The organism is Maritimibacter alexandrii (genome assembly GCF_005871115.1).
GTDB lineage: Bacteria > Pseudomonadota > Alphaproteobacteria > Rhodobacterales > Rhodobacteraceae > Maritimibacter > Maritimibacter alkaliphilus.
The window spans coordinates 40,106-60,812 of record NZ_SWKQ01000015.1; the positions used below are offsets into that span (position 1 = coordinate 40,106).

Sequence of the window (20,707 nt, forward strand, 5' to 3'; positions counted from 1 at the left end):
CCGACCATTGTCACGGGTGAAGAAAGCCAGGGTCGTCGCGCTCTGGTCGAGGGGCTCGCTCAATCGTCGCAGGGTCGATCTCACGCATCGTCAACTGGGCGTTCACCCTGCGGGCCGCGGGGCCCGCACGAAACCACTTCGCGGCGGAAGCCAGGTTAAAGCGCGGACGACGCTGCCCCTTTGCCGGGTTTGCGGCCTCCATCAGAACCTCGATCATTTCATCGATGCGGTAGAGGCCACCCGCAACGGGGAGGGGCATCTTGCGCTGCTGGAGCGCCTGTCGCTTTATCTCGAGCTTCTCGGCGACATCCGCGAGAGACACCAGGTCGGGACGGACCTCGCGCAGGACTGTGCCTTGCGGCAGCGCCTTGATCAGAGCCCGCGCCGCTTCAAGGATCGCGCTCTCGGCCTCATCCCCTTCAAGTTCCAGTTCTACACCCAGAAGACCGGCGTGACCGGTGCCCACGAGCGCATCTTCAAAACCCGCCTCGAAGATCGCGTCAGAGAGCGAAAACGCATCGTGCTCTCCGTCGGGGAGTGCAAAGACCAGTTCGAATTCGAATTCTTCAGCCATTGGCATTACCTTCGTCGTTCTTCTGAAGCTTCACGCAGGCCAGGGCCTACTGTCGGATCTTTTTCGCGAACTGCTGTGGATTCTTCGGGGTCGACCAGACAGACATCTGACAAAACTCGCCACAGCGGCAATCCTTATCGTTGGCCGGGCATCGGAGGACCCCCCACGCGTGCCCCTTGCCCTCAATAAGGTTCCATCCCAGCTCTTCGAGCTCCTGGATGACGGCCTCGATTTCCTTTGATGTGTGCTTCTTCCTTGGCACCTTAGATACTCCACCCTCTTAAATTGTTAAGTGACAAGTTAATGCTTCGACTAAAACATCGCTGCAATTTGCTGCCCGCTACCGGCAATTTCTCATAGGAAGCTTGCAATCACGCGCTTTGATCTGAGAAGGGGATACAGGACGGACGTCCCAGACAGCAACACCGGCGCTGATGCCTTAGCGCCTGATCCTATAGCAGTGTGGCGTCCCCAGACGCAGCACGATGCCACCAACGCAAAACCATTCATGCTGTTTGTCATGATCCCAGCAGGCAGCAAAGATTTTGCCCGCGGACAGCCTGTTCCCGGTAGAATTGCTTCGTCCGGTTTGCGCTACCGTCGACCCAGCCTGCTTAGCCGTGCCAGTTGCGCAAGCATGTGTGCACCGGTGCCAGATGAGTCGCCTGAAGGTGCAGCCGGCGCACCACCCGCGGCATTAGGGCGGGTCGGGAGCGCCTGTACGCCGAGAAACTGCCTAGCCCGAAGCGCGGCAAATTCGGCGCCTGTCGCGCCTCCGATGGCGTATCGGTTATAGACTTGCTGACTTCCTGCCAAGCCTCGGGCGAAGGCGAAGCTTCCGCCAAAGCCCGCCGAAAGCGCCGGCATCATGATGTTTCCGGAGACCGACCGGACGATGAAGGGCGTGGCGATGATGAACCCCTTGGCCATGAGGACCATCATGAAGAAGGGCAGGAGGGCGCCAATGTTCGAAGCCCCCTCCGGATCACCAAGTTCGGCGAGCAATGCGCGCGAAACCCCGGTGATCGTCGCGAAAACGCCGGCGATGACGATGGGGTAGATCGCGAAGGAGATCAGCGCCGAGAGCCAGCGCGCGAAATAATCCTTGGTCACCTCGAAGAGGGTCAGGAAGATCATCACTGGAGCTATCCCGATCAAAAGCGTGATCATGAGCCTGGAGGCGACGACAATGAAGGCTGCCAGCCCTCCGAGGATCGAGAGCAGGAGAACGCCGAGCGTGTCGAGAAGCGCGCCAGCCATCCAGTTCAGCTCGGAGCCAGCTGCGTTCAGGTAATCCCCGAGCGCCGCGATGAGCTGATCGAATTCCTCGGCGAAAGTCCCAGACGGACCTGGCGTCCCGCCGCCGACCGACGCGACCAGCGATCCGGCGATGCTGTCTATCCCGTTCAGTATGGCGGATGCGAGTGCGTTGAACTGGACCCAGTTGGTCGAAAATATACCAATCAGGCCGATCTTCACGGCGAGCCAGAAGGCGGTCCGGCCGTCCATGGACCGGTATTGGTAGATCATGTTGAGACAGACGAGGATGACCACGAGCGTCGTTCCGAGGACCAGCATCGTTCCGACCGTGGCGGCCACGGCCCCGAACTGGGTTTCCGCCGCCGAGTCCAGATAGCCTTCGGCCGTTTCCACGAAATACGCGACGACGCTCATGACCCGCTACCAGTTGCCGGCCGCTTCGCAGATCGGCATGGCCTGCTTTCGGAGATCGTTCGCCCGTCGGCGATAGTCTGACGTCGCCTCGACCACGCTCCAATAGTCAGCCGCGGAATAGCGATCAAAATAGACCGCTTCGGCGGCCTCCCAAGACGGATACCGGGTGGCGCAGGTGCAGCTCTGCGCGTCGACGATGCGTTCCATGCTCTGAAAACTGTAGATTTGCTGGACCAGGAGCCGCTTGTAGGCGTCGCGAGCCTCGGTGTCTCGCATCCAATCCGGCTCGGGCGGCTGATCGGGGCAGACATTGGGTTGATTGTCGAGCGTCGGGACCAGGTTGCGCTCGGCAGACGCGATGGTGCCCGACATAAGAAGGAAAGAACAGGCGAGAGCGAGAGCACGTGTCATGTCGCCGTCTCCGTCGGCCGGTCCGCGACCTCACGCTTGAGGAACGCGGCATAGCCATAATCGCCCGCCTCGGCGGAGATCACCTCCCAGCCTTCGGCGCCCCGTTCGTTCAGGGCGCGCCGCATGTCTTCATAGTCCTTCTGCTTCTTCACCTTGCAGAAGAGGATGTCGTACTCAAACCGCTTCATGCCTTGCACCTTTCCTGTAATTCGGTCCCGGGGAGATAGAATTCGGTGATGCCGCGTTGGCCGTCCTCGCGGCCCGCCTGGATGATCACGTCGATCGAGCTTTCGATGTATTGGACCATGTCCTGGTAGGTCATCGGGATCTCGGTCTTGAGCGCCGCGATGGCGAGACGCTGGACGGCGAGCTGCGGAGTTTCGGCATGGAGGGTTGTCATCGAACCGCCATGGCCGGTGTTGATCGCCTCTAGGAAGGTCATCGCCTCCTTGCCGCGGACCTCACCGAGGATGATCCGGTCGGGCCTCATGCGCAGCGTTGCGGTCAGAAGCACATCGGCGGATTGGAACTCAGCGTCCCGGTTGGCGATCAGGGTCACCGCGTTCGGCTGGGCCGGGAGCAACTCTGCGGCTTCCTCGATAGTGACGATCCGTTCCTCGTCGGGAACATAGGAGAGGATTTTCCGAGCCGCGACGGTCTTACCGGTCGAGGTGCCGCCGGAGACGATCATGTTGAGCTTGTTCTCGACGCAGAAGCGGATGGCGGCGTAGATGTCACCGGAGGTGACGACCTCGCGCAGCGCGCGGTTTTTCTCCTGGCGCAGTTCGTCGAGCTTGCGTTCCTCGCCATAAAGGAAGCGGAGTTCGATCTTATCGAGCGGCAGGCTCGAGAAAAAGCGGAGCGAGATCGACATGCCCGCGAGCACAGCAGGTGGGGTCACGACCTGGGCACGGATCGGGCGATCACGATAGGTGATCGAGACCGAGACGATGGGCTTGTCTTTGCTCATTGTCGTGTTGGCTGAGGAGGCGATCTGGTTGCCAAGATCGCGCACCTCCGTAACCGACAGTCGCTGATCCAGTGCTCGCATGAAGTGGTCCCCCTGGAACTCACCCCAGCAAGAGCCATCCGGGTTGATGCATATCTCGATGACGTCATCGCGGGCGGCGTCCTTCAGCTTATCGAGCGAGGTCTGGAGGTAGGAGAGCGTCATCTCAGAAAATCTCCAGATCCCGGTCGACCATGACGGTGACGCGGGCACCCTGATCGACATAGATGACCGGGCCAATGGAGAGATATTCACCGATCACGCTGTCGGTGGCATCGGCCAAGTCATCGCCCACATCTTCAAGTACGTCCGCGGTGGTCTCATCCTCGACCTGGGCGGCGGCCACACTCGGGGCGGCCGAAATGATCGAAATCAGCGCGGCTGAGCCGAACCGCTCGTCAAAGCGGGTATCGACGAAGCCAGTGACACCCGAACGGCCCAACTCGTCTCCCCCGAAGGAGCTTATCTGGACGGTCTGGTTGTTTGGCAGGACAATCCGGTCCCAGGCGATGGTGACGCGCTTCTGGGCTATCTCGATGCCGGAGCGGTAGCGTCCAATAAGGCGCGAGCCGCGCGGGATCAGGAGCCGTGAGCCGTCATAGCTGAAGACGTCTTCGGAGATGATGGCACGGGTCTGTCCGGGGAGCGAGCTGTCGAGTGCGGTCTCCATCACGGCCTGGATCATCGTGCCCTGAATGACCGTGTTCGAGGGATTTGCGATGACTTCGGCTTGTGTGATGGCGCTCGGCAACGCGCCGTTCAGCACGAAGTCTGTCACCTCGCCGAAGGTGCGTTCGGTGAGTTCTGTCTCGCCCGCATTGGCGCCGCCCGTTCCGCCGAAGGCGATAACGGGGGAGGAAATCCGCCGTTCCTGGAAGGCACGCTCCTCCTCGGCCCGGCGTTGCAGCTCGGCCAGCCGCCGCGCCTCTTCCTCACGTCGCATCCGCTCATCTTCGCGGGCGCGCAACTCTTCGTCGGTGGGTCCGAGCGGGGCGGGTGCCGGCTTGTTGGCCTCCAGCCGCGCGAGGTCCAGGTCCATACGCAGCTGTTGCAGCTCCCGATCTCGTGCGGCGAGTTCGGTCTGGAATTGTTCCTGAGCATTCTCGGAGGCGTCCTGTAGGGCTGCGATCCGTGCGGTCAGGGCATCGATCGCCTCCGCTGCCGCGCTGTCCGCCCCGGCGTCCGGCGCGTCGCGCAGTTCCTCGATCTGGGCCTGGAGTGCGGCGATCTGCGCCAAAAGTTCGGCGTTGGGTTCTGGTTCGACGAGAACGATCTCGGGTTCCGGGGCGGGCGGCGGCACGAAGGGTTCGATCTCTCCGAACCCGTCACCCTCGGTTTGGAACTCGTCCGGGGTGGCCGTCGGCAGGGCGACCTCTTCCCCCGGGCCCGAAAACAGCAAGAGGACCAAGCCGCCCGCCAGGATGAGCCCTGCGAGGAGGAGGGCGAGGAGCGGTGAGCGGTGTTTCGGGGCGGGTCCGTGGCGCGGGTTGCCCCGTTCGAGCGCAGCAAGACGCTGTTCGAGATCCGGGTTGTTGTCACTCATGAGGCGGCCTCCGCGGGCGGCGTCGCCTCGATACACACCACGTCCTCGCCCAGACGCAGCACCCATTGGCGCCCCACGCCCGAGACACGGATCACACCGTCTTCGACCGCGCCTGTGTTCACCGTGCGCTCGCGCCCGTTCGTGTAACGGAAGATCGCCGGGACGGGTGCGTTCCGTGGGAAGGCGAAATAGGTGAAGGTGCCGTCGTCCCAGACCCGGGTCGGCGTGAACTCCGTCCGTGCGCTGGCCCCGTAATTGGTGTTTGGCGCGGCGCGTGCGATGGCGTCGGCCGAGCGGCGATTGTCTTGCGGGTAGCGGAATTGCACGACATAGAAGGTTGGGCTCGAGACCTCGTTCACGTTGAAATAGTAACTCCGTCTGTTGGTGTAGACGGTCACGTTGGTATGGACGCCGCGGGCGACAGGTTTGATCGCAAAGGCGCGACCACCTGGGACGCCGTCGATCTCAAATCCTTCCGTGTCGCCGGCGATGATTGAGCGGATGCTCTCGCCTGTCCCGAACTCGATGGTCGTGACATGGGTCAGGGAAACGTTCAGCCTGTAGACCTGGCCTTCCTGGTAGGACGCGACCCGCACGCGGTGGTCGTTGGGTCCCCCGCGCGGGATCGCCTCGGCTGACGCGTGGGGCGTAAACAGCGAGACCATCAAAAAGGCCGCGACGAACGCCCGGGCGTGTGCGGTGTGTTTCGCATTGTTATTGCCCTGCCGCTTCTGACGTATGTGGGACGTTGGCAAGGCGTTCTCTGAATTCTTTTTGGTGAAACGCACTTACTGGTTCTCCAATCTGTCCGAGCGGATCGCATATTCGACGACGGAGAAGCCAAACGGGTTGGTCCAAACCTGGTCGATGGAGCGGCTCTCCTCGGGGCGGAACTCGAAGAGGAGCGTCGCGGTGAAGAGGCCCGCCTGAACCCCCTGGATCGAGGTCAGGCGCTTGCGAAGTCGCACCGTGGCCCGGTTGTTGCCGATCAGGTTGATGCTGAGAATCTCCACGTCGAGGCGGGCGTTGGGTCCATAGACGGTCGGGGGATAGTCGGCATTGGCCGAATTCCAGATCTGGCGCAGTGAGGCCCCTGCGGCACGGTCCGAACGGCGCAACACGCTGCGGATACGCACGTCATTGTCGAGCTGGTTGTAAACCTCGCGGTCGGTCACGTAGCGGAAGACCTCCGCCTCGATAATGGCGCGGTTCTCGGTGACGGTGGTGGCCCCGACGGTGGCTTCGGGGAGGGCGAAGCCGGTGGCGGGATCGTAAGGTACCACTACAGGGGGCGGATCGACATCGAGGATGGACACGGCGGCCGCGCTGAGGCAGCCCAGGATGCCAAAGCCGAGGCCGAAAAGTCCCAGGCGCTGCCAGAGCCGTTCCCGTCTCAGCGCGCCGTAGACCAGTTCCTCCTCGATGATGGCGGTTTCTTCGTCCAACAATCAGTCCTCAATCCGCATTCAGTTCCGGGAGTGTGAACTCCATGAAGCGTTGTTCTTCGGCGATGGTGGCGGCATCGATCACGCCGCCGGTGCCATCTCCTACGGTCTGGATCGCTTCGAGCTGCCACATGGCGACGAGCGCGATGGCGAGCTCTGCCGTCACCCGCGTGTTGAGATCGACGCTCTCCTTGAGCTCATCCATGTCATCGATAAGCCCGACGAGCCGGTCGACACGTTCGAGCGATTGCCCGGCATCCTCGTAGCTGTTCTGGGCGGCGGCCGAGACCAGCGCGCCGGTCGTGGCCTGTGTCGCCACGCGCTCGGCCCCGGGATTGCCGCTGCGCGCCATTTCCGAGAGCGTGTCCTCGTCGAAGCCGAGATCGGCCAGCACCCGGTCCATCTGGGTTTCGATCTCGCTGGCACCGGATCCGGTGAGCCCGGAGAAATCCCCCGTCTTGATCGCCTCAATGGTGGCGATGATATCGCCGAACTCCTGGTCCAGGAGACCGTTCAATTCGTCCTCCATCTGTGTCCGGATGATCTCGGGCAGCTCTGCCAGACGGGTCAGCGCCTCATACGTTCGTTGTAGCTCGGCGAGCTGCTCCGTAAGCGTGGCAAGCTGTTCGCGGAGCTGCACGAGTTGCTCGTTTTGCAGGATCTCGTCCTCGATCATCTGCCGGAGCTGCTGGATGTTTTGGGCGATGTTCTGGGTGTCCACGACCGGCACGCCCTGGGCCAGGACGGGGGGATTGGTCACGAAAGGCGAGCAAAGCGCCAAGACGCTGGCCAGGGTCAACGTGCGAAGTGGTGCTGAAATGAACATTCTGCGGGGCATCAATCCAGATCCTCCAATGTGAACTCCATGAATTCGTTCTCGACCATGCGGGCCGCGGCCTGGGCCAGTTGCGCGGCACTGAGCGGCCGGGTCCGTGCGGCTTTCAGGCGAATGCGTGCGGCCATCAGCCGGACTAGTTCGGCGCGGGCATAGGTATTGAGCGCCATGCTCTCCTGGAGGTCCTCGGTGCCGCCGATCCGGGTGACGATGTCCTGGACGCGCAAGGCGGCTTGCCGGATGGCGGTGGGGGAATTGCTGCCGTAAAAGGCGGCCCCGAATCCGCTGAGCGAGAGATGGGCATTGGCGAGAAGCGCAGGGTCGATCGTGCCGAGCGCCTCGATGCCACCGATCCGCGCGAGGTAGAGATTGTAGCGTTCGGGGATGACCCTGACGTAGTGCCGGGTCTCCTTGAAGGGCGGTACGCCGCCATATTCGAACACCCGGCCCGGACCGGCGTTATAGGCCGCGAGCGCGTTGACGATGTTGCCGTCAAAGGTGGCGAGCTGCGCCGCGAGGTAGCGCGCGCCGCCTGTCACCTGCAGGTAGGGGCTTTCATAGTATTCCGGGTTGATACCGAGATCGCTCGCGGTGCCCGGCATGATCTGGGTGAGGCCGAAGGCGCCCACAGGCGAGCGTGCGCCGATGGAGAACCGGCTTTCCTGCCAGATGAGCGCCTGCAGGAGGGCGCGCCATTGCACGACGGAAAGACCGGCCCGCCCGACCCCGGGTTGCCCGTGGGTCTCCTGGGCGACCCGGATGATCAGCTGCTCGATGTTTTCGGCCGCATCCCCGAACATACCCGCGCCGCCCGGATTGGGATCGACATCGCCGGAGCCATAGACCGCCTCCGCGGACCGGTCCGGATCGCTGCCGCCACCCTCGAGGTCTGCGACCATGCCCGGCAGCCCCTGGCCACCGAAGCTCGTCTGCGCGTCGAGGATGGCGCGCAGCGTGGCGAGCTGTTCCCGTTCGATCTCGGTCAGCAACTCTTCGACGATGAGTTTCTCACGCTGGACGGCGAGGTCGGCGTCCCGGTCGCCCGTCTCGACGATATCGCGGGCCGTCAGCCCGGAATCGTTGGTGGGAACGCCCTGGGCGAGCGCGGCCGCCGGCAGGAGAGCCGCCAGGAGGATATGTGCGACCCTAGACCTCAACGCTGTCCTCCGGGTTTCCGATGGGTGTGAAGATGCAATCCGGCTCGGCGCGGTCGAGCGAGGCGCGGAAGGCGAAGCAGTTGGCCTGGGGTTCGCGATATTCGGCGCAGGACGAGAGAACGCCGAGCGCGGCGAGGAGGATGAGGGGTCGGATCATGAGAGCCTCCAGAAATCAGGTCTGTCGCGGTAGCCGGGGCCGACGAGAGCCTCGCCCTTCTCCATGCCGCCGAGGATGGTGAGGAGGGGGCCGAGGGCGGAGAGGTCGGCATCGACCACCACGGAGCCGCTGTCGTCGCGGATGAGGGCGAGACGGCTGTCGCTGCCGGTGTTCAGGAGCACGTCGAGTTCCTTCTCGAAGAGGTTCAGCATCGCGTAATCCGAGGCATGAGCGCGGATGTTGGGGAGCAGGATCTGGGTCGGCACCGCCTCGACGATGGTCTTGCCGGTGCGCGTGCGCTCTAACTGGCTCGCATATTGCGTCATCATCACCGCGACCGTGTTCTGCTTCCGGGCGGTCACCAGCCAGTTCGAGAGCCGTTCGGCAAAGTACGGGTTGTCGAGCGCCTTCCAGGCCTCGTCGATCACGATGATGGTGGGGCGACGGTCCTCGATCTCCCGCTCGATGCGGCGGAAAAGATAGGAGAGCACCGCCATGCGCTCCTTCTCGCTCTCGCTGTCGAGAATGCCGGTCAGGTCAAACCCCACGACATCGCCATCGAGGGAGAAGGTGTCCTCAAAGCTCTGGCCGAAGATCCAGCCGTAGCGGCCGTCCTCAGTCCATTCGAGAAGGCGTTGGTGCAGGTCGCCACTGTCGTCGGTCGAGACAAAGAGCGAGGCGAAATCCTTCCAGTTCCGAAGAGCGGGGTTACCGGCAGTGGCGTTCTGGCGAACGACCTCCTGGATGCGGTTGGTCTGGGCCGGGGTCAGGGGTTTATCCGAGCGATAAAGAAGCGAGGCGAGCCAATCCGAGAGCCATGCCGTGCCGCGCTCATCAATCTCGGTCCAGAGCGGGTTGAGGCCTGTCGCCTGTCCCGCCTTGATCGAGGCGTAGCGCCCGCCATTGGCGCGGACGGCCATCTCCATCCCGAGCCGATAATCAAAGACGAAGATGCGCGCGCCGACCCGGCGGGCTTGCGTCATGAGGAAGGCCGAGAGGACGGATTTGCCGGAACCGGGTCGGCCGAGAATGAGAGTATGTCCGCCAGTGGGCTCCTTCTCCGGCGAGCCTTGCTCGTGATAGGAAAACCGGTAGGCGCTCTGTTCCGGCGTCGGAAAGAGCGTGATCTCCTGGCCCCAGGGCAGTTGGTGTTTCTCCTTGCCGAGCTGCGTGCGATGAAGTGCCGCGAAATCCGCAAAGTTGCGGTTGGTGACAGCGCTGGCGCGGACCCGTTTCGGCTGGTTGCCCGGATGCTGGCTGAAATAATGCGACTTGGCCGCCATCCGCTCGCCGATCATCTTCACGCCCTCGGCGGCGGCGGCGTTCACGATCTCGGCTCCGAGGGTCTGCAGCTCGTCGAGACTGTCACAGAAAACGGTCACGACCATGTGGTGCGCGCCGAAGCTCTGGCGCTTGGCTTCGAGATCATCATGGGCGATGTCGAGCGCTTCGAGGAGTGAAAGCGCGGCATCCTGGGAGGCTTGCATCTGGCGCTTCTGGCGCTTTATCCGGCCTGCCATCAGGTTCGAATTGATCGGCGTGAAGGAATGGGTGACGATCATGTCGACCGGCAGGTTCAGCATGTCGAACATGGTGCAGGTCGTGCCTTCGGCATATTCGCCGATGGTGAAGCTCTTGCCGAAGCGGTGGCCGACAACGCCGTCCGATAGCTCGAAATGATCCTCGAGAAACGTGACCCGGGTGTTGGCGACGTTATAGGCGAGGAACCCGTAGCGGTTTGCGGGATAGAGCGGCAGTTCGCGGCCCGTGTTGAGCGCGCCGAGAAAACCGACAAGCTCGCCAGAGGCTGCTGAAAGGATGCGGGGCTTGAGTTCGGCGAGGCCGGAGGTGAAGACGCCGACCGCCTCCTTGAGACGACGGATCCGTTTCGCAGTCTCTTCCCTAAACCGCTCCGGCGCAGATCGGTTCACGAAGCCGAGGAAGCTTCTGGGCGGCGGGCGGTGGATGATGGTGAGTGTGAGGGTCTTGTCCCGGAGACCGGCCGAGGCGAGCTTTGCGCGCCAGGCATCATCCACCGCCGCCGCGAAGCCGTCGCCCCGGACCGGGAGCAGGTCCGGGGTGATCGACTTCGAGACCTTGTGCACGTAGTAGCTGAACTCCGGCCCGAGCTGCGCGATGATCCGGGCGAAGAGCGCCGTCACCTTGTCGAGATAGGTATCGTCCGTGGTGTAGCTGTTCACCCCGCTCAGGCGGATGCATTGGAAGAGCTCGTTGGCACGCGTGCGGACCGTGTGGTCGTCCACGAGACTGACATAGGGCAGCATATGCGCGAGGCGCTTCTCGCGCGCATACCAATCCGGCATGAGGGTGCGTTCATCGACGGTCTCGCCCAGGGCTTCACTATGGCGCATAGCTGTCGCCCCCGTGGATGGACCGGTTCCGCGTCGGTGGGGTCTCCTGCAGAGACGTCATCATCACGTCGATGAACCGCGGGTCCCAATCCGCCGCTTTCCAGAGAACCGGATAGAGAACCGCCGCGATGCCCAGGACAACCAGGTGCTGCACCCACACGAAGAGCAGCACCGACCCGAAGAGCCAGATCATGGCATACATGATCGGCAGGCCGAGGAGCTTGGGCGGGCGTACGAGGCCCAGAAAGAGCGGCGATCGTTCGGCCACGTTCGCCTCCTCTCACGACCCGAAGACGGCGGCAACGATGGTCGGCGCGGCCGCAACACCCGCGATGCCCACCAGCACCCAGAGGGCTTGGCGCAGATCGATGATGTTGAAGAACCAGCTGAGGAACACTCCGAGGACCGCGAGGGTGGCGATGACGACGCCAAGCGGTCCGGTCAGCGCGTCCACGATGCCCTGTAATAAGCTCTGAATCGGTGAGAGGTCGATGCTCTGGGCCAGGGCCGGTTCTGCCGCAACGATGAGGAGAGCGGCAAGGGTGATCAGGGGGTTCGTCAATGGCTTCATGGGGACGCTCCTTCCAGCCGGTTGAAGACGGCCAGCACCCGCTGGACGTGGTTTTGGGTTTCTCGAAACGGTGGAATGCCGGAATGCTCGCGCACGGCGTCGGGTCCGGCATTGTAGGCGGCGAGCGCGAGGCGCGCGTCGCCAAACTCGGCCAACATCAGGGCGAGGTAACGCGCGGAGCCGTCGAGGTTCTGTTTCCAATCATGGGGGTCGACGGCAAGAGCGCGGGCTGTATCGGGCATCAACTGCCCGAGCCCGACCGCCCCGACATGGGAGACGGCGTGCGGATTGTACGCACTCTCGATCTCGATATTGGCGCGATAGAGGTGGAGCCAGTCCGTGACGGTGATATCGGCTGCACGGAGCCCAGGGTGGCTCGCATAGCGCAGTCCGGTCTCCTCGATCGCGGCGAGGATATCCGGGCGTGGTGTGAGCGCGCGAGGGATCATCGCCGCGACGCGCACCCCTTCACGTCGCTCAGTGCGGCGCTCCTCGCCCAAGATGCGCAACCCTTCTGAGGTCGAGCCAACGCCAACCCCGTCATTGTAGTTGCGCGCGAACCGCTCCTGGGCGCGCGACGGCGAAAGAGAACCGTCCCCCGCCATCACCAGGACCATGTCTGCCGATGCCGGGAGGCCCAGGTAGGAAAGGAAAAGGGCGCTAAGCCCGGCTGGCAGCCATCTCTTCGCTGGAGAGTTTGTGAACCGTCCGCTTGCCCTCTTCCAGAGGCACGTCGGCGTGCGAGAAACCGATCCCTTGCAGGAAGGAGATGACCCCGGTGACGGTCTTGATCTCGCGGATCTTGATGTCGTTGCGCGAGGTTCGGGTCCGGGCCGTGACCAGAAGTTTCTCGATCCCATCGTCGCTGACAGCGCGCATGATCCAGACCCCATGCCAGTTGGGGCCTTTCTTGAAGGCGTCCTCTTTGCAGACAACTTCGACGCGATAGCCGCTGGCGACCAGATCGCGGAATCTGGGTTCGGTGACCACATTCGGGGCTTCTTTTTCTAGGTCCATCACCCGGATCACGTTCTCCAATAGGGCGAATGACCAGGTTTCAGGTGTTGAAACCAAGTCATACGATCATATAGTATTGACGCACAAGATAAACTTTTGATGCGACAAGCGGATTCTTGCTCAACTAACGAATAGACGGTTCCCATGCATTTGATCAAGAAAATAAGGGGGTTGGACGCCCTCAGGTTGTGCGCATCGACCGTGGCACAAGCTATACTTCTGGTCACGTGCCTGCCGGGCCACGCCTTCGCCGCGTCCTGTTTGCCGCCGCCCAGGCCCTTCGTGCCGAGCGATTCCGAGGCCGCGCGGGACTATGCAGATCTCATCCGCAGCGACTTTGAACTCTACATCCGGGACATCCAGAGCTACTTTCGGTGCTTGGAGGAGGAGCGCGCCCGTGCGTTCGAAGAGGCGCGCGAGGTGAGCCAGGACTACGGTCGCTTCCTGGAGCTGGTGGACGAGTGATGTGACCGCGACCTTTCCAAAGGGTCGCCGCCTAGTGACATCCGGCCGTATCGGCGGCGTGCAATTCGGAGTCTCTATCATCACCTAAACGCCCATTATCCACTTTTTAGATAATCTATAAAGTAGATTAGCCCTGTCACAAGAGGTTTGTGACACGTGGCGAAAACGATCAGGAGTTCGGGACATGAGGCACTCCGCGACGCTTTGATTGCGGCGCGGAAGGCGGCTGGGTTAACGCAGGCCGAGCTCGCTTTGCGTCTCAGATGCCACCAGTCCTTCGTCGCCCGTCTCGAGAGCGGAGAGCGCAGGGTCGACGTAGTTGAGTTGATCGTGCTCGCGCGTGCTCTGCAGATCGATGCGGTTATGCTACTGGCAGCGGCCGAGGCGGCGACAGAACTCGATCACCGTATTTAGGGCGAGGTGATGGGCTCGTCTTCTCGGATGGTATGACGAGATCGAGTCCCGGTGGGGCGGAAGAGAAATGATAACAATGGATTGTTATGGGGCGCTGCGCTGCACTGTCTCTAATACAGGTTTGGTGGAGAGAAAAACGTCTTAGTAGTTCACCTGCTCGAACCCGTAATTGCCCTCGTAGTCTCGCCAGTCGACGAAGACCGAGCGGTGATAGATGGAGGGACAATGATCGCCCCAACGTTCCAAGCCGACATGGGCCTCGGGCAACGTCGCGACGGACGAGCGAGACCAGGAAAAATCGCCCTGGGTTCCATAGGAACCGAGAAGGACGGTTTCGCTGCGGCTGCAGTCACTGTCACGGGATTCGTGTTGGCGCGCGTAGCGCACATCATAGACACGGATCGACCGGACGAAATTGAACTCTGGTCCGCTGATGTCGATGTCTGCTCGGTCCTGGATCAGATGAAATGCGAACCCGTCAGGATGCGGTAGAGGGTCGACGCCTTTCGACCGCACGGCGGCAGGCAAGAGGGCGCCAGATTTCTCGGGGTCAGATTCCGCAAGAGTCTGGGGCAGGGGAGAAGCGTTGGAGAAGAGGACGTCGAAGACATGCGGAGTACGGCCGGTGCCGTCTATAGGTTCGAAGGAGGCCCCCATGGGGCAACGCCAGATCTGCAGCGGAGGCTCGACAGGCCACGGCGTGATCCGACGGATGAACTCTGCACGCGCCCTTGAGCAGGGCTCTGATGCCGGCCAGCCGCCGGAGAGGCAGAGCAGGATGGCGCAATCGATCGGGTAGGTCTGTGCCGACGCCTTGGTCGAGGCGCCGAAGAGGGAAGCCGCGCTCACAATCGTTCCAAAAGTAAAATGTCGAAGGAAACTGCGCATGACGAGGTTCTCAGTCGGCTGATATGCGTATGTTGTGTGAAACAATAGTATACTATTGTAGGAATGTCAATGTTGCGGAATTTGTTTCTCGCCGTTTCCGGTTTAGGGCAGATCTGGTGAGATCGATCACCTGCGTGACAACCTTTCAAGGAGATCTGTGACCGCATCGTGGGTTACTGCCTTCGCGGCAGCGAGCATTTCCTTGCTAAGAGGTGGATCGATTTGGTCGGCTGCGCGCTCGGCGCCGAGCCAAAGTATGGACAGCTCTGATGTGTTCCATTGATAGACCCAGCCAACAGTTCGGCCTTCGGGACTGCGGATGAGTCGAGCGACCGGAGCCGCTTCTTCCTTGTCGATACTCACTGGTTCTTGTTCGCCTTTTCTGCTTCGGTTCTTCAGTCCTATTCGGCTGGGACGTTCCCGTGATCTGATCTCGGTCGAACTTATTCCTGGCTCGTTAAAAAGGGGCGACACCGACCGCGTCGGTGCCGCCAGAGGTTCGCCCACAGGGAGGTGGTAGAGGGCGAAACCTATTGAAAATATGTGGATTTCATTTCAACTATTTGGCGCATAATAACTCTTATGTTAATTTCCAGACCCCGCCATCTTGTACCACCCGCGACTCAGACAACAGCTTCTCCAGATGCGCCGCAACGTTTCGTCCTGCGGCCATTGCGATATGTGGGTCGGTTTTCTGGTAGACGGAAGCGGCGATATTCTGGACCGAATCCGGGGTGTTTAAGAGGTGGGCGAGGATCTCCGCCTCGCGACGCATGCGGTTGGAAAGCAACCGTTTGACGTAAGGTTGCGGATCCCGGAGTATAGGTCCGTGCCCCGGAAAGTAGATCCTATCATCGCGCTCAATCAGCCGCTGTAGCTGTGCGCAGTAGTCGTGCATGTTTCCGTCAGGGGGGCTGACGATCGAACTGTTCCAACTCATAACGTGGTCGCCCGTGAAGAGCACTCCGTCAGGTCTCGCGAAACAAAGGTGGTCGCTCGCGTGACCAGGTGTGTGCAGGACGGTAAGACCGGCAATGACCTGTCCGTCCTCCAGAAACCGGTCAGGTCGAAATGCATCGTCAGGGAATGCCCGTGAGGCATAAACAGGTGCGTCTGTCCGTGCTCGCAGGGCTGGGACGACTCCAAAATGATCAGAATGGTGGTGTGTGAGCAGAATCCCGGATGGTTTGGCCCCCAAATTCTCGATGATTGCCTCGAAATGTGTACTGTCTTCTGCTGGGCCGGGGTCGATTATGAACCGACCATCAGGCGTATCAATGATGTAGCTATTTGTCCCGTGGTAGGTCATCTTTCCGGGATTGTTCGCGACGATCCTCAGAATTCCAGGGCCCAATTCAACTCCCTTCGCGCGGCAAGGCTCCGGCTCTGAGAAAAACATGCTGCTTCTTTTCATTGTGTGCGACCAGGTATTGATTGCGAACAATTTGGTTCGCACAGTTTTGCGCATTGCTCTCGCATGGCGCCGGAAACCTCAGGCTGGCGTCCGATGCCTGTCAAATCCGGCATCGGACTATTTCAACTCACATTGGACCAGGCCCGTATGAGACTGAAACAGTCTGATACAGTTTTGGGCTGGCAGTCACACAGCGCGGCGATTATGGTAAGCAGTATACAGAACTACAGCAATTGTCGCCTTCGTCAGATCCCCGAGAAGGAACGGGTAAAGACCGGCGTTCAGCAACTTTTCGCCATATCCGACAAAGCCACCCAACCAGAGCAGCCCTGCGCAATACATGACTATCGAACCCAAAAAGACCGCGACAGATGCTCTGAACGCAGGCCGAAGTCCTTGCAGTGCTTGAACAATCCACCCGGCGGCGGCCGCCGCAAGTGCGAAGCCTACCAAGTATCCGCCTGTGGGACCCGCAATATACGCCGGTCCGGCCAGAGCCGGAGGCGTGCCTGCGAAGACCGGCAGGCCAAGCAGACCTTCAAAAAGGTATGTCACAACAACAAGACTACTGCGCACCGGCCCCAGGAAAAGGCCCAGACCCAAGACAACCAGGGTTTGTGTAGACATGGGAACCGGGTAGAACGGCACCACGATTTTGGCGGATAGTGTCAGAAGAATTGTGCCGACGAGAATTATCGAGATCTCTTGGGTAAGTTTTGCGAGTGTTTGGCTTTGAGTGGTTTCCAGATTCATCTTTTTCGTCCTTGTTTCTGTAGATTGTTAATTTTTTGGATAGTAAGCTCACATGCGCTTGGCGACTTCTTCCAACATGACTTCGCTCGCCCCGCCGCCGATGGCCTGCACACGGGCATCGCGTGACATGCGTTCCACCGGTGTTTCGCGCATATAACCCATACCGCCGTGAAACTGGACGCAGTCATAAAGCACGCTGTTCACCAGTTCGCCGCAATAGGCTTTGACCATCGAGACCTCTTTCACGCAGTCACCGCCCGCGGCATCCAGACCGGCGGCGTGATAGACCAGCTGACGTCCTGCAGCGATCCGCGTCTGACAGTCGGCCAGCCGTTGGCGCACGGCCTGCTTGTCCCACAGAACGCCGCCAAAGGCCCTGCGCTGCTTGACATAATCCACGGTCATGTCCAGCGCGGTTTGCGCTTCGGCACAGGCCATCGCACCCAGCACAATGCGTTCGTTCTGGAAGTTCTTCATTACCGAATAGAAACCGCGGTTGACCTCGCCCAAGACGTTTTCGGCCGGGATACGGACATCTTCGAAGATCAGTTCGGCAGTGTCCGAGCACAGCCAGCCGGTCTTGTTCAACGCCCGTCCGACCGAAAAGCCCGGCGTGCCTTTTTCGACCGCAAATATGGTGGTCCCGCGCGACCCCTTGGCATCGGGATCGGTCTTGGCACCGACAAAGTAGAGATCGCCATGCACGCCGTTGGTGATGAACATCTTGGTGCCGTTCAGCACCCAATCCGACCCGTCCCGCACCGCGCGGGAGCGCATGCCCGCCACGTCCGAGCCCGCGCCCGGTTCGGTCACAGCAACGGCGGTGATCATTTCGCCCGAGACGATCGACGGCATCCAGCGCGCCTTCTGTTCGGGCGTGCCGGCGTTTTCCAGATGCGGCGAGGCCATGTCGGTGTGGACCAGAACGGTGGCCGAGAACCCGCCGAAAGTGGATCGCCCGACCTCTTCGGCCAAAACCACGCTGGACATCACGTCCAGCCCCGCGCCGCCATACTGTTCGTCATAGCGCATCCCCAGCACGCCGAGATCACCCATTCGGCGCAGCACGTCGCGGGGTACCTTGCCCTCCTCCTCCCAAGGCTCGGCCTTGGCGGTCACCTCGGCTTCAATGAACCGGCGCAACTGGTTGCGGATCATCTCGAGGTCTTCGTTGAACGGGCCGGTGACCTGAGTAATGCTGTCTTGTCTGGTCATGTGTTTTCCTCTGGATCGAGTTTGATAAGTGGGGCGTGCCCGGCGACCGTATCGCCGGGTGCACAATAGATTTCAGTCACCACGCCCGCGACCGGCGCGGGCAGGCTTTGCAACAGCTTCATGGCCTCAAGCACCACCAGCGTGTCACCGGCTTTGACGCGGTCGCCGAGTGCGACGCGCACCTCGGCCACGGCGCCGGGCATGGGTGCGGACAACAGGTCAGCGACGCCAGACCCGCCGGTGGCACGTTGCAGATGCTGGTCTTCCAGCGTACGCAGGTCTGTCGCGGTCATTCCAGCAGGGGTTTGCAGGTGCACTCGCCAGTGACTCGGCGCGCGCACGACGTAAGCGATGCGCGAAAACGGAACCCCGTCGATGCGTCCGCTCAGACGGCATCCTGTTAAAGCGGCACTCTCGACCGTGATGGTCTGGCCGTCCGGTTGAATGGCAGTCAACCCCGACCCGGAGCCGTACATGCGGATCGGTTCGTCTTTGGTTGTGTCCCAATAGAAGGCCGCGCCGGACTGTCCCGCAGGGGCTGTGAGTCGCCATGACCCTAGGCTTTCCCAGGGCGACGCGCCCGCCGGCACGAGACGCAGATGCAGCGCCATCGCGGCAAAGGCCATGTCCCGGGGATCAGCGGACGGTTCAGTCCAGCCGCCTGGAAACATCTCGGGCAGGCCCGAGGTATGGTGACGGAACGCCGCAAAATCCGGGTGTGCCAGTAACGCGCGTTGATAGGCCAGGTTCAGGCCGACGCCGCCGACGGCAAAAGCATCGATCGCGGTGATCGCCCGGCGGATCGCCCCGGTCCGATCCGGCGCGTGGACGATCAGCTTGGCAATCATGGAATCGTAGTGGTGGCCGACGACCGAACCGCACTCTACCCCAGTGTCCAGCCGCACATCCGCAGGCGGCGCCCAAAGGGTGATCTCGCCCGTTTCGGGGTGAAAATTCTCGGCCGGGTTTTCGGCGGCGATGCGGATTTCAATGGCGTGCCCGTCAAACTGCACATCGCCTTGCGTCAGCGCCAGCGGCTCGCCCCGCGCGATGCGCAACTGCCATTCGACCAGATCGATGCCGGTGATCGCCTCGGTCACGGGGTGTTCCACCTGCAACCGGGTATTCATTTCCAGAAAGTAGTATTCACCGCGCCCGGGGTCATAGAGGTATTCCACCGTTCCGGCGGAGCGATAGCCGATCGCCTGCGCCAACCGCACCGCTGCCGCACGCATGCGGTCGCGCACAGCCTCGGGAAGATCGGCGGCGGGGGCTTCTTCGATCAGCTTTTGGTGGTTGCGTTGCAGCGAACAATCGCGGTCGCCCAGATGCAGCACGGTGCCGTGAGTGTCGCCCAGAACCTGCACTTCGACGTGGCGGGCACGGGGCGCATAGCGTTCGAGGAACACCGCCGGATCGCCGAAGGCGCTCTGCGCTTCGGCCCGGGCAGATGCAATCGCTTCGGGTGCGTCGCCCAGATCGGAGACAAGCCGCATCCCGCGTCCGCCGCCGCCGGCGCTGGCCTTGACCAGAAAGGGGGTGCCAAGCGCCTCGGCCTCTTGTAGCAGGCGCGCGTCGGACTGATCCTCGCCGCGATAGCCGGGCAGGACGGGCACGCCTGCGGCTTCGGCGGCAGCCTTGGCCTCGATCTTGGAGCCCATCCGCGCGATAGCGTCGGGTTCCGGCCCGATGAACACAAGGCCCGCCGCCTCGACCGCCGCCGCGAAACCGGCATTCTCAGACAGAAAACCATATCCCGGGTGCACCGCACCCGCGCCCGTCGCCCGCGCGGCCTCAAGGATGGCCTCGACGTTCAAATAACTGTCTGACGGGGCGGCCCCACCGATGCAGACGGCATGATCGGCCTCGGCCACGAAGGGCGCGTCGCGGTCCGCGTCCGAAAACACCGCTACGCTTTCCAGCCCCAGTTTGCGGCACCCCCGCTGGATGCGCCGGGCAATCTCGCCCCGGTTGGCGATCAGAACGCGGGTGAAGCTCATTTCACCCGCCATGACGGAACGCCCTTGTTGATGAAGCTGTTGATGCCTTCGATACCTTCCTCCGTCTCCCACGCATCGGCCAGCCGGTCGGCGGTGTAGATCATGTTGGTCTCCAGATCGTGGGACGCGACATAGGCGATCAGCGCCTTGGTATCGGCCACGGCACCCGGCGCGGCCTGAAGGTGATCATGCACCACCCGGTTCACCGTGGCGTCCAAGTCGCCCGGCGCGACAACCTCGGTCAACAGACCGATCCGCTCGGCGCGGGCCGTGTCGAACAACGCCCCCGACAGCATGGTTTCACGCGAATGCACCTTGCCGATGCGGGCCACCACATAAGGCGATATATTCGCGGGCAGAAGGCCCAGTTTGACCTCGGTCAGACCGAAGCGCGCGCCTTCGGCGCCGATGGTGTAGTCGCAGACGGAGATCATGCCGACACCGCCACCGTAGGCCGGGCCGTTGATCCGCCCGATCAAGGGCTTGGGCAGCGTGTCAAGGCGGCGCAACAGCCGCGCCAGCGTGGCGCTTTGTGCGACCCTTTCACTACGGGTTTTCTCGACATTAGAGGCGAACCAGTTGAAATCGCCGCCCGCGCAGAAGCTCTTGCCCGCGCCGGTCAGGACCACAATACGCACATCGTCATCTGCAGCCAGCTTTTCGGCGGCATCGTATAGCTCTGCGATCAATTCGCCATTCAGCGCATTGTGTTTGTCGGGGCGGTTGAGCGTCAGCCTGGCGACGCCACGCGCATCGGTTTCGATAAGGATCGTGTTGTAGGTATTGGTCAACT

General features: G+C 61.9%; 25 protein-coding genes. 2 read left to right on the forward strand and 23 right to left on the reverse strand.

Translation table 11 applies throughout. The annotated features are described in order from the left end of the window. Positions 1 to 10: 10 nt before the first annotated feature. The 16 genes from FCT00_RS18835 to FCT00_RS18910 form a co-directional block, all read right to left on the reverse strand. Positions 11 to 574 (reverse strand): hypothetical protein, encoded by a 564-nt coding sequence (locus FCT00_RS18835; protein WP_017467933.1) that lies wholly within the window; start codon positions 572 to 574, stop codon positions 11 to 13. A gap of 594 nt (positions 575 to 1,168) precedes the next feature. Then, positions 1,169 to 2,248, reverse strand: coding sequence for a type IV secretion system protein (locus tag FCT00_RS18845; protein WP_138424248.1), 1,080 nt, complete (start codon positions 2,246 to 2,248; stop codon positions 1,169 to 1,171). Between the two features lie 6 nt (positions 2,249 to 2,254). Further along, the gene (locus FCT00_RS18850) at positions 2,255 to 2,659 is read right to left on the reverse strand and encodes a hypothetical protein (protein ID WP_138424249.1); all 405 of its coding nucleotides are present in this window, start codon (positions 2,657 to 2,659) and stop codon (positions 2,255 to 2,257) included. Next, a complete protein-coding gene (locus FCT00_RS18855) occupies positions 2,656 to 2,847 on the reverse strand; it encodes a hypothetical protein (RefSeq protein WP_138424250.1) in 192 nt (63 codons plus the stop codon). Before FCT00_RS18855 ends, FCT00_RS18850 begins: the two co-directional genes overlap by 4 nt. After that, on the reverse strand, positions 2,844 to 3,833 hold the full coding sequence (locus FCT00_RS18860; protein ID WP_088626509.1) for an ATPase, T2SS/T4P/T4SS family: 990 nt from the start codon (positions 3,831 to 3,833) through the stop codon (positions 2,844 to 2,846). Before FCT00_RS18860 ends, FCT00_RS18855 begins: the two co-directional genes overlap by 4 nt. A gap of 1 nt (position 3,834) precedes the next feature. Beyond that, positions 3,835 to 5,211, reverse strand: coding sequence for a TrbI/VirB10 family protein (locus FCT00_RS18865; RefSeq protein WP_088626510.1), 1,377 nt, complete (start codon positions 5,209 to 5,211; stop codon positions 3,835 to 3,837). After that, positions 5,208 to 5,876, reverse strand: coding sequence for a TrbG/VirB9 family P-type conjugative transfer protein (locus tag FCT00_RS18870; RefSeq protein WP_036051669.1), 669 nt, complete (start codon positions 5,874 to 5,876; stop codon positions 5,208 to 5,210). The genes FCT00_RS18865 and FCT00_RS18870 overlap by 4 nt, the downstream gene beginning before the upstream one ends. Before the next feature lie 123 nt (positions 5,877 to 5,999). Continuing rightward, the gene (locus FCT00_RS18875; protein ID WP_138424251.1) at positions 6,000 to 6,656 is read right to left on the reverse strand and encodes a virB8 family protein; all 657 of its coding nucleotides are present in this window, start codon (positions 6,654 to 6,656) and stop codon (positions 6,000 to 6,002) included. Between the two features lie 10 nt (positions 6,657 to 6,666). Continuing rightward, complete coding sequence (locus FCT00_RS18880) at positions 6,667 to 7,482, reverse strand: type IV secretion system protein (protein ID WP_027264445.1); 816 nt, start codon at positions 7,480 to 7,482, stop codon at positions 6,667 to 6,669. Positions 7,483 to 7,493: 11 nt separating this feature from the next. After that, on the reverse strand, positions 7,494 to 8,627 hold the full coding sequence (locus FCT00_RS18885; RefSeq protein WP_407943664.1) for a lytic transglycosylase domain-containing protein: 1,134 nt from the start codon (positions 8,625 to 8,627) through the stop codon (positions 7,494 to 7,496). 10 nt (positions 8,628 to 8,637) lie between these two features. Further along, positions 8,638 to 8,805: a hypothetical protein gene (locus FCT00_RS21540; protein ID WP_171043047.1), complete on the reverse strand. Its 168-nt coding sequence runs from the start codon at positions 8,803 to 8,805 to the stop codon at positions 8,638 to 8,640. Beyond that, positions 8,802 to 11,177, reverse strand: a complete 2,376-nt coding sequence (locus FCT00_RS18890; RefSeq protein WP_088626513.1) for a VirB4 family type IV secretion/conjugal transfer ATPase — start codon at positions 11,175 to 11,177, stop codon at positions 8,802 to 8,804. Before FCT00_RS18890 ends, FCT00_RS21540 begins: the two co-directional genes overlap by 4 nt. Next, positions 11,167 to 11,445, reverse strand: coding sequence for a type IV secretion system protein VirB3 (locus FCT00_RS18895; protein ID WP_121066923.1), 279 nt, complete (start codon positions 11,443 to 11,445; stop codon positions 11,167 to 11,169). Before FCT00_RS18895 ends, FCT00_RS18890 begins: the two co-directional genes overlap by 11 nt. A gap of 12 nt (positions 11,446 to 11,457) precedes the next feature. Beyond that, complete coding sequence (locus FCT00_RS18900; RefSeq protein WP_071974362.1) at positions 11,458 to 11,748, reverse strand: TrbC/VirB2 family protein; 291 nt, start codon at positions 11,746 to 11,748, stop codon at positions 11,458 to 11,460. Further along, entirely contained in the window at positions 11,745 to 12,365 is a 621-nt protein-coding gene (locus tag FCT00_RS18905) for a lytic transglycosylase domain-containing protein (RefSeq protein WP_071974361.1), read from the reverse strand. Before FCT00_RS18905 ends, FCT00_RS18900 begins: the two co-directional genes overlap by 4 nt. Before the next feature lie 43 nt (positions 12,366 to 12,408). Continuing rightward, positions 12,409 to 12,765, reverse strand: coding sequence for a hypothetical protein (locus FCT00_RS18910; protein ID WP_028093938.1), 357 nt, complete (start codon positions 12,763 to 12,765; stop codon positions 12,409 to 12,411). Between the two features lie 144 nt (positions 12,766 to 12,909). On the opposite strand from FCT00_RS18910, the gene FCT00_RS18915 reads away from it, so the two are divergent. Both FCT00_RS18915 and FCT00_RS18920 read left to right on the forward strand, forming a co-directional pair. Further along, positions 12,910 to 13,230, forward strand: coding sequence for a hypothetical protein (locus FCT00_RS18915; protein WP_017467345.1), 321 nt, complete (start codon positions 12,910 to 12,912; stop codon positions 13,228 to 13,230). A gap of 156 nt (positions 13,231 to 13,386) precedes the next feature. Then, a complete protein-coding gene (locus FCT00_RS18920; RefSeq protein ID WP_017467344.1) occupies positions 13,387 to 13,644 on the forward strand; it encodes a helix-turn-helix domain-containing protein in 258 nt (85 codons plus the stop codon). A gap of 141 nt (positions 13,645 to 13,785) precedes the next feature. Here FCT00_RS18920 and FCT00_RS18925 read toward each other — a convergent pair whose 3' ends face one another. The 7 genes from FCT00_RS18925 to FCT00_RS18955 form a co-directional block, all read right to left on the reverse strand. Next, entirely contained in the window at positions 13,786 to 14,532 is a 747-nt protein-coding gene (locus FCT00_RS18925) for a hypothetical protein (protein ID WP_171043048.1), read from the reverse strand. A gap of 126 nt (positions 14,533 to 14,658) precedes the next feature. Next, the gene (locus FCT00_RS18930; protein ID WP_138424252.1) at positions 14,659 to 14,895 is read right to left on the reverse strand and encodes a hypothetical protein; all 237 of its coding nucleotides are present in this window, start codon (positions 14,893 to 14,895) and stop codon (positions 14,659 to 14,661) included. Between the two features lie 217 nt (positions 14,896 to 15,112). Next, a complete protein-coding gene (locus FCT00_RS18935; RefSeq protein ID WP_235889198.1) occupies positions 15,113 to 15,946 on the reverse strand; it encodes an MBL fold metallo-hydrolase in 834 nt (277 codons plus the stop codon). A gap of 186 nt (positions 15,947 to 16,132) precedes the next feature. Continuing rightward, positions 16,133 to 16,699 carry a biotin transporter BioY gene (locus FCT00_RS18940; RefSeq protein ID WP_043753595.1) on the reverse strand — a complete coding sequence of 189 codons (567 nt, stop codon included), beginning with the start codon at positions 16,697 to 16,699 and terminating at the stop codon, positions 16,133 to 16,135. Positions 16,700 to 16,747: 48 nt separating this feature from the next. Next, entirely contained in the window at positions 16,748 to 17,914 is a 1,167-nt protein-coding gene (locus tag FCT00_RS18945; protein ID WP_138424253.1) for an acyl-CoA dehydrogenase family protein, read from the reverse strand. Next, positions 17,911 to 19,926 carry an acetyl/propionyl/methylcrotonyl-CoA carboxylase subunit alpha gene (locus FCT00_RS18950; protein ID WP_138424254.1) on the reverse strand — a complete coding sequence of 672 codons (2,016 nt, stop codon included), beginning with the start codon at positions 19,924 to 19,926 and terminating at the stop codon, positions 17,911 to 17,913. The genes FCT00_RS18945 and FCT00_RS18950 overlap by 4 nt, the downstream gene beginning before the upstream one ends. Continuing rightward, positions 19,911 to 20,705: a crotonase/enoyl-CoA hydratase family protein gene (locus tag FCT00_RS18955; protein ID WP_138424255.1), complete on the reverse strand. Its 795-nt coding sequence runs from the start codon at positions 20,703 to 20,705 to the stop codon at positions 19,911 to 19,913. The genes FCT00_RS18950 and FCT00_RS18955 overlap by 16 nt, the downstream gene beginning before the upstream one ends. Between the last annotated feature and the right edge of the window lie 2 nt (positions 20,706 to 20,707).

Excerpts from the sequence above, each read along its gene's own strand:
- FCT00_RS18900 (WP_071974362.1), bottom strand. The coding sequence starts at position 11,748 with ATGAAGCCATTGACGAACCCCCTGATCACCCTTGCCGCTCTCCTCATC.
- FCT00_RS18910 (WP_028093938.1), bottom strand. The coding sequence starts at position 12,765 with ATGGACCTAGAAAAAGAAGCCCCGAATGTGGTCACCGAACCCAGATTC.
- FCT00_RS18925 (WP_171043048.1), bottom strand. The coding sequence starts at position 14,532 with ATGCGCAGTTTCCTTCGACATTTTACTTTTGGAACGATTGTGAGCGCG.
- FCT00_RS18890 (WP_088626513.1), bottom strand. The coding sequence starts at position 11,177 with ATGCGCCATAGTGAAGCCCTGGGCGAGACCGTCGATGAACGCACCCTC.
- FCT00_RS18940 (WP_043753595.1), bottom strand. The coding sequence starts at position 16,699 with ATGAATCTGGAAACCACTCAAAGCCAAACACTCGCAAAACTTACCCAA.
- FCT00_RS18855 (WP_138424250.1), bottom strand. The coding sequence starts at position 2,847 with ATGAAGCGGTTTGAGTACGACATCCTCTTCTGCAAGGTGAAGAAGCAG.
- FCT00_RS18870 (WP_036051669.1), bottom strand. The coding sequence starts at position 5,876 with ATGGTCTCGCTGTTTACGCCCCACGCGTCAGCCGAGGCGATCCCGCGC.
- FCT00_RS18880 (WP_027264445.1), bottom strand. The coding sequence starts at position 7,482 with ATGTTCATTTCAGCACCACTTCGCACGTTGACCCTGGCCAGCGTCTTG.
- FCT00_RS18860 (WP_088626509.1), bottom strand. The coding sequence starts at position 3,833 with ATGACGCTCTCCTACCTCCAGACCTCGCTCGATAAGCTGAAGGACGCC.
- FCT00_RS18945 (WP_138424253.1), bottom strand. The coding sequence starts at position 17,914 with ATGACCAGACAAGACAGCATTACTCAGGTCACCGGCCCGTTCAACGAA.
- FCT00_RS18845 (WP_138424248.1), bottom strand. The coding sequence starts at position 2,248 with ATGAGCGTCGTCGCGTATTTCGTGGAAACGGCCGAAGGCTATCTGGAC.
- FCT00_RS18905 (WP_071974361.1), bottom strand. The coding sequence starts at position 12,365 with ATGGTCCTGGTGATGGCGGGGGACGGTTCTCTTTCGCCGTCGCGCGCC.
- FCT00_RS18915 (WP_017467345.1), top strand. The coding sequence starts at position 12,910 with ATGCATTTGATCAAGAAAATAAGGGGGTTGGACGCCCTCAGGTTGTGC.
- FCT00_RS18835 (WP_017467933.1), bottom strand. The coding sequence starts at position 574 with ATGGCTGAAGAATTCGAATTCGAACTGGTCTTTGCACTCCCCGACGGA.
- FCT00_RS18865 (WP_088626510.1), bottom strand. The coding sequence starts at position 5,211 with ATGAGTGACAACAACCCGGATCTCGAACAGCGTCTTGCTGCGCTCGAA.
- FCT00_RS18935 (WP_235889198.1), bottom strand. The coding sequence starts at position 15,946 with ATGAAAAGAAGCAGCATGTTTTTCTCAGAGCCGGAGCCTTGCCGCGCG.
- FCT00_RS18950 (WP_138424254.1), bottom strand. The coding sequence starts at position 19,926 with ATGGCGGGTGAAATGAGCTTCACCCGCGTTCTGATCGCCAACCGGGGC.
- FCT00_RS18850 (WP_138424249.1), bottom strand. The coding sequence starts at position 2,659 with ATGACACGTGCTCTCGCTCTCGCCTGTTCTTTCCTTCTTATGTCGGGC.
- FCT00_RS21540 (WP_171043047.1), bottom strand. The coding sequence starts at position 8,805 with ATGATCCGACCCCTCATCCTCCTCGCCGCGCTCGGCGTTCTCTCGTCC.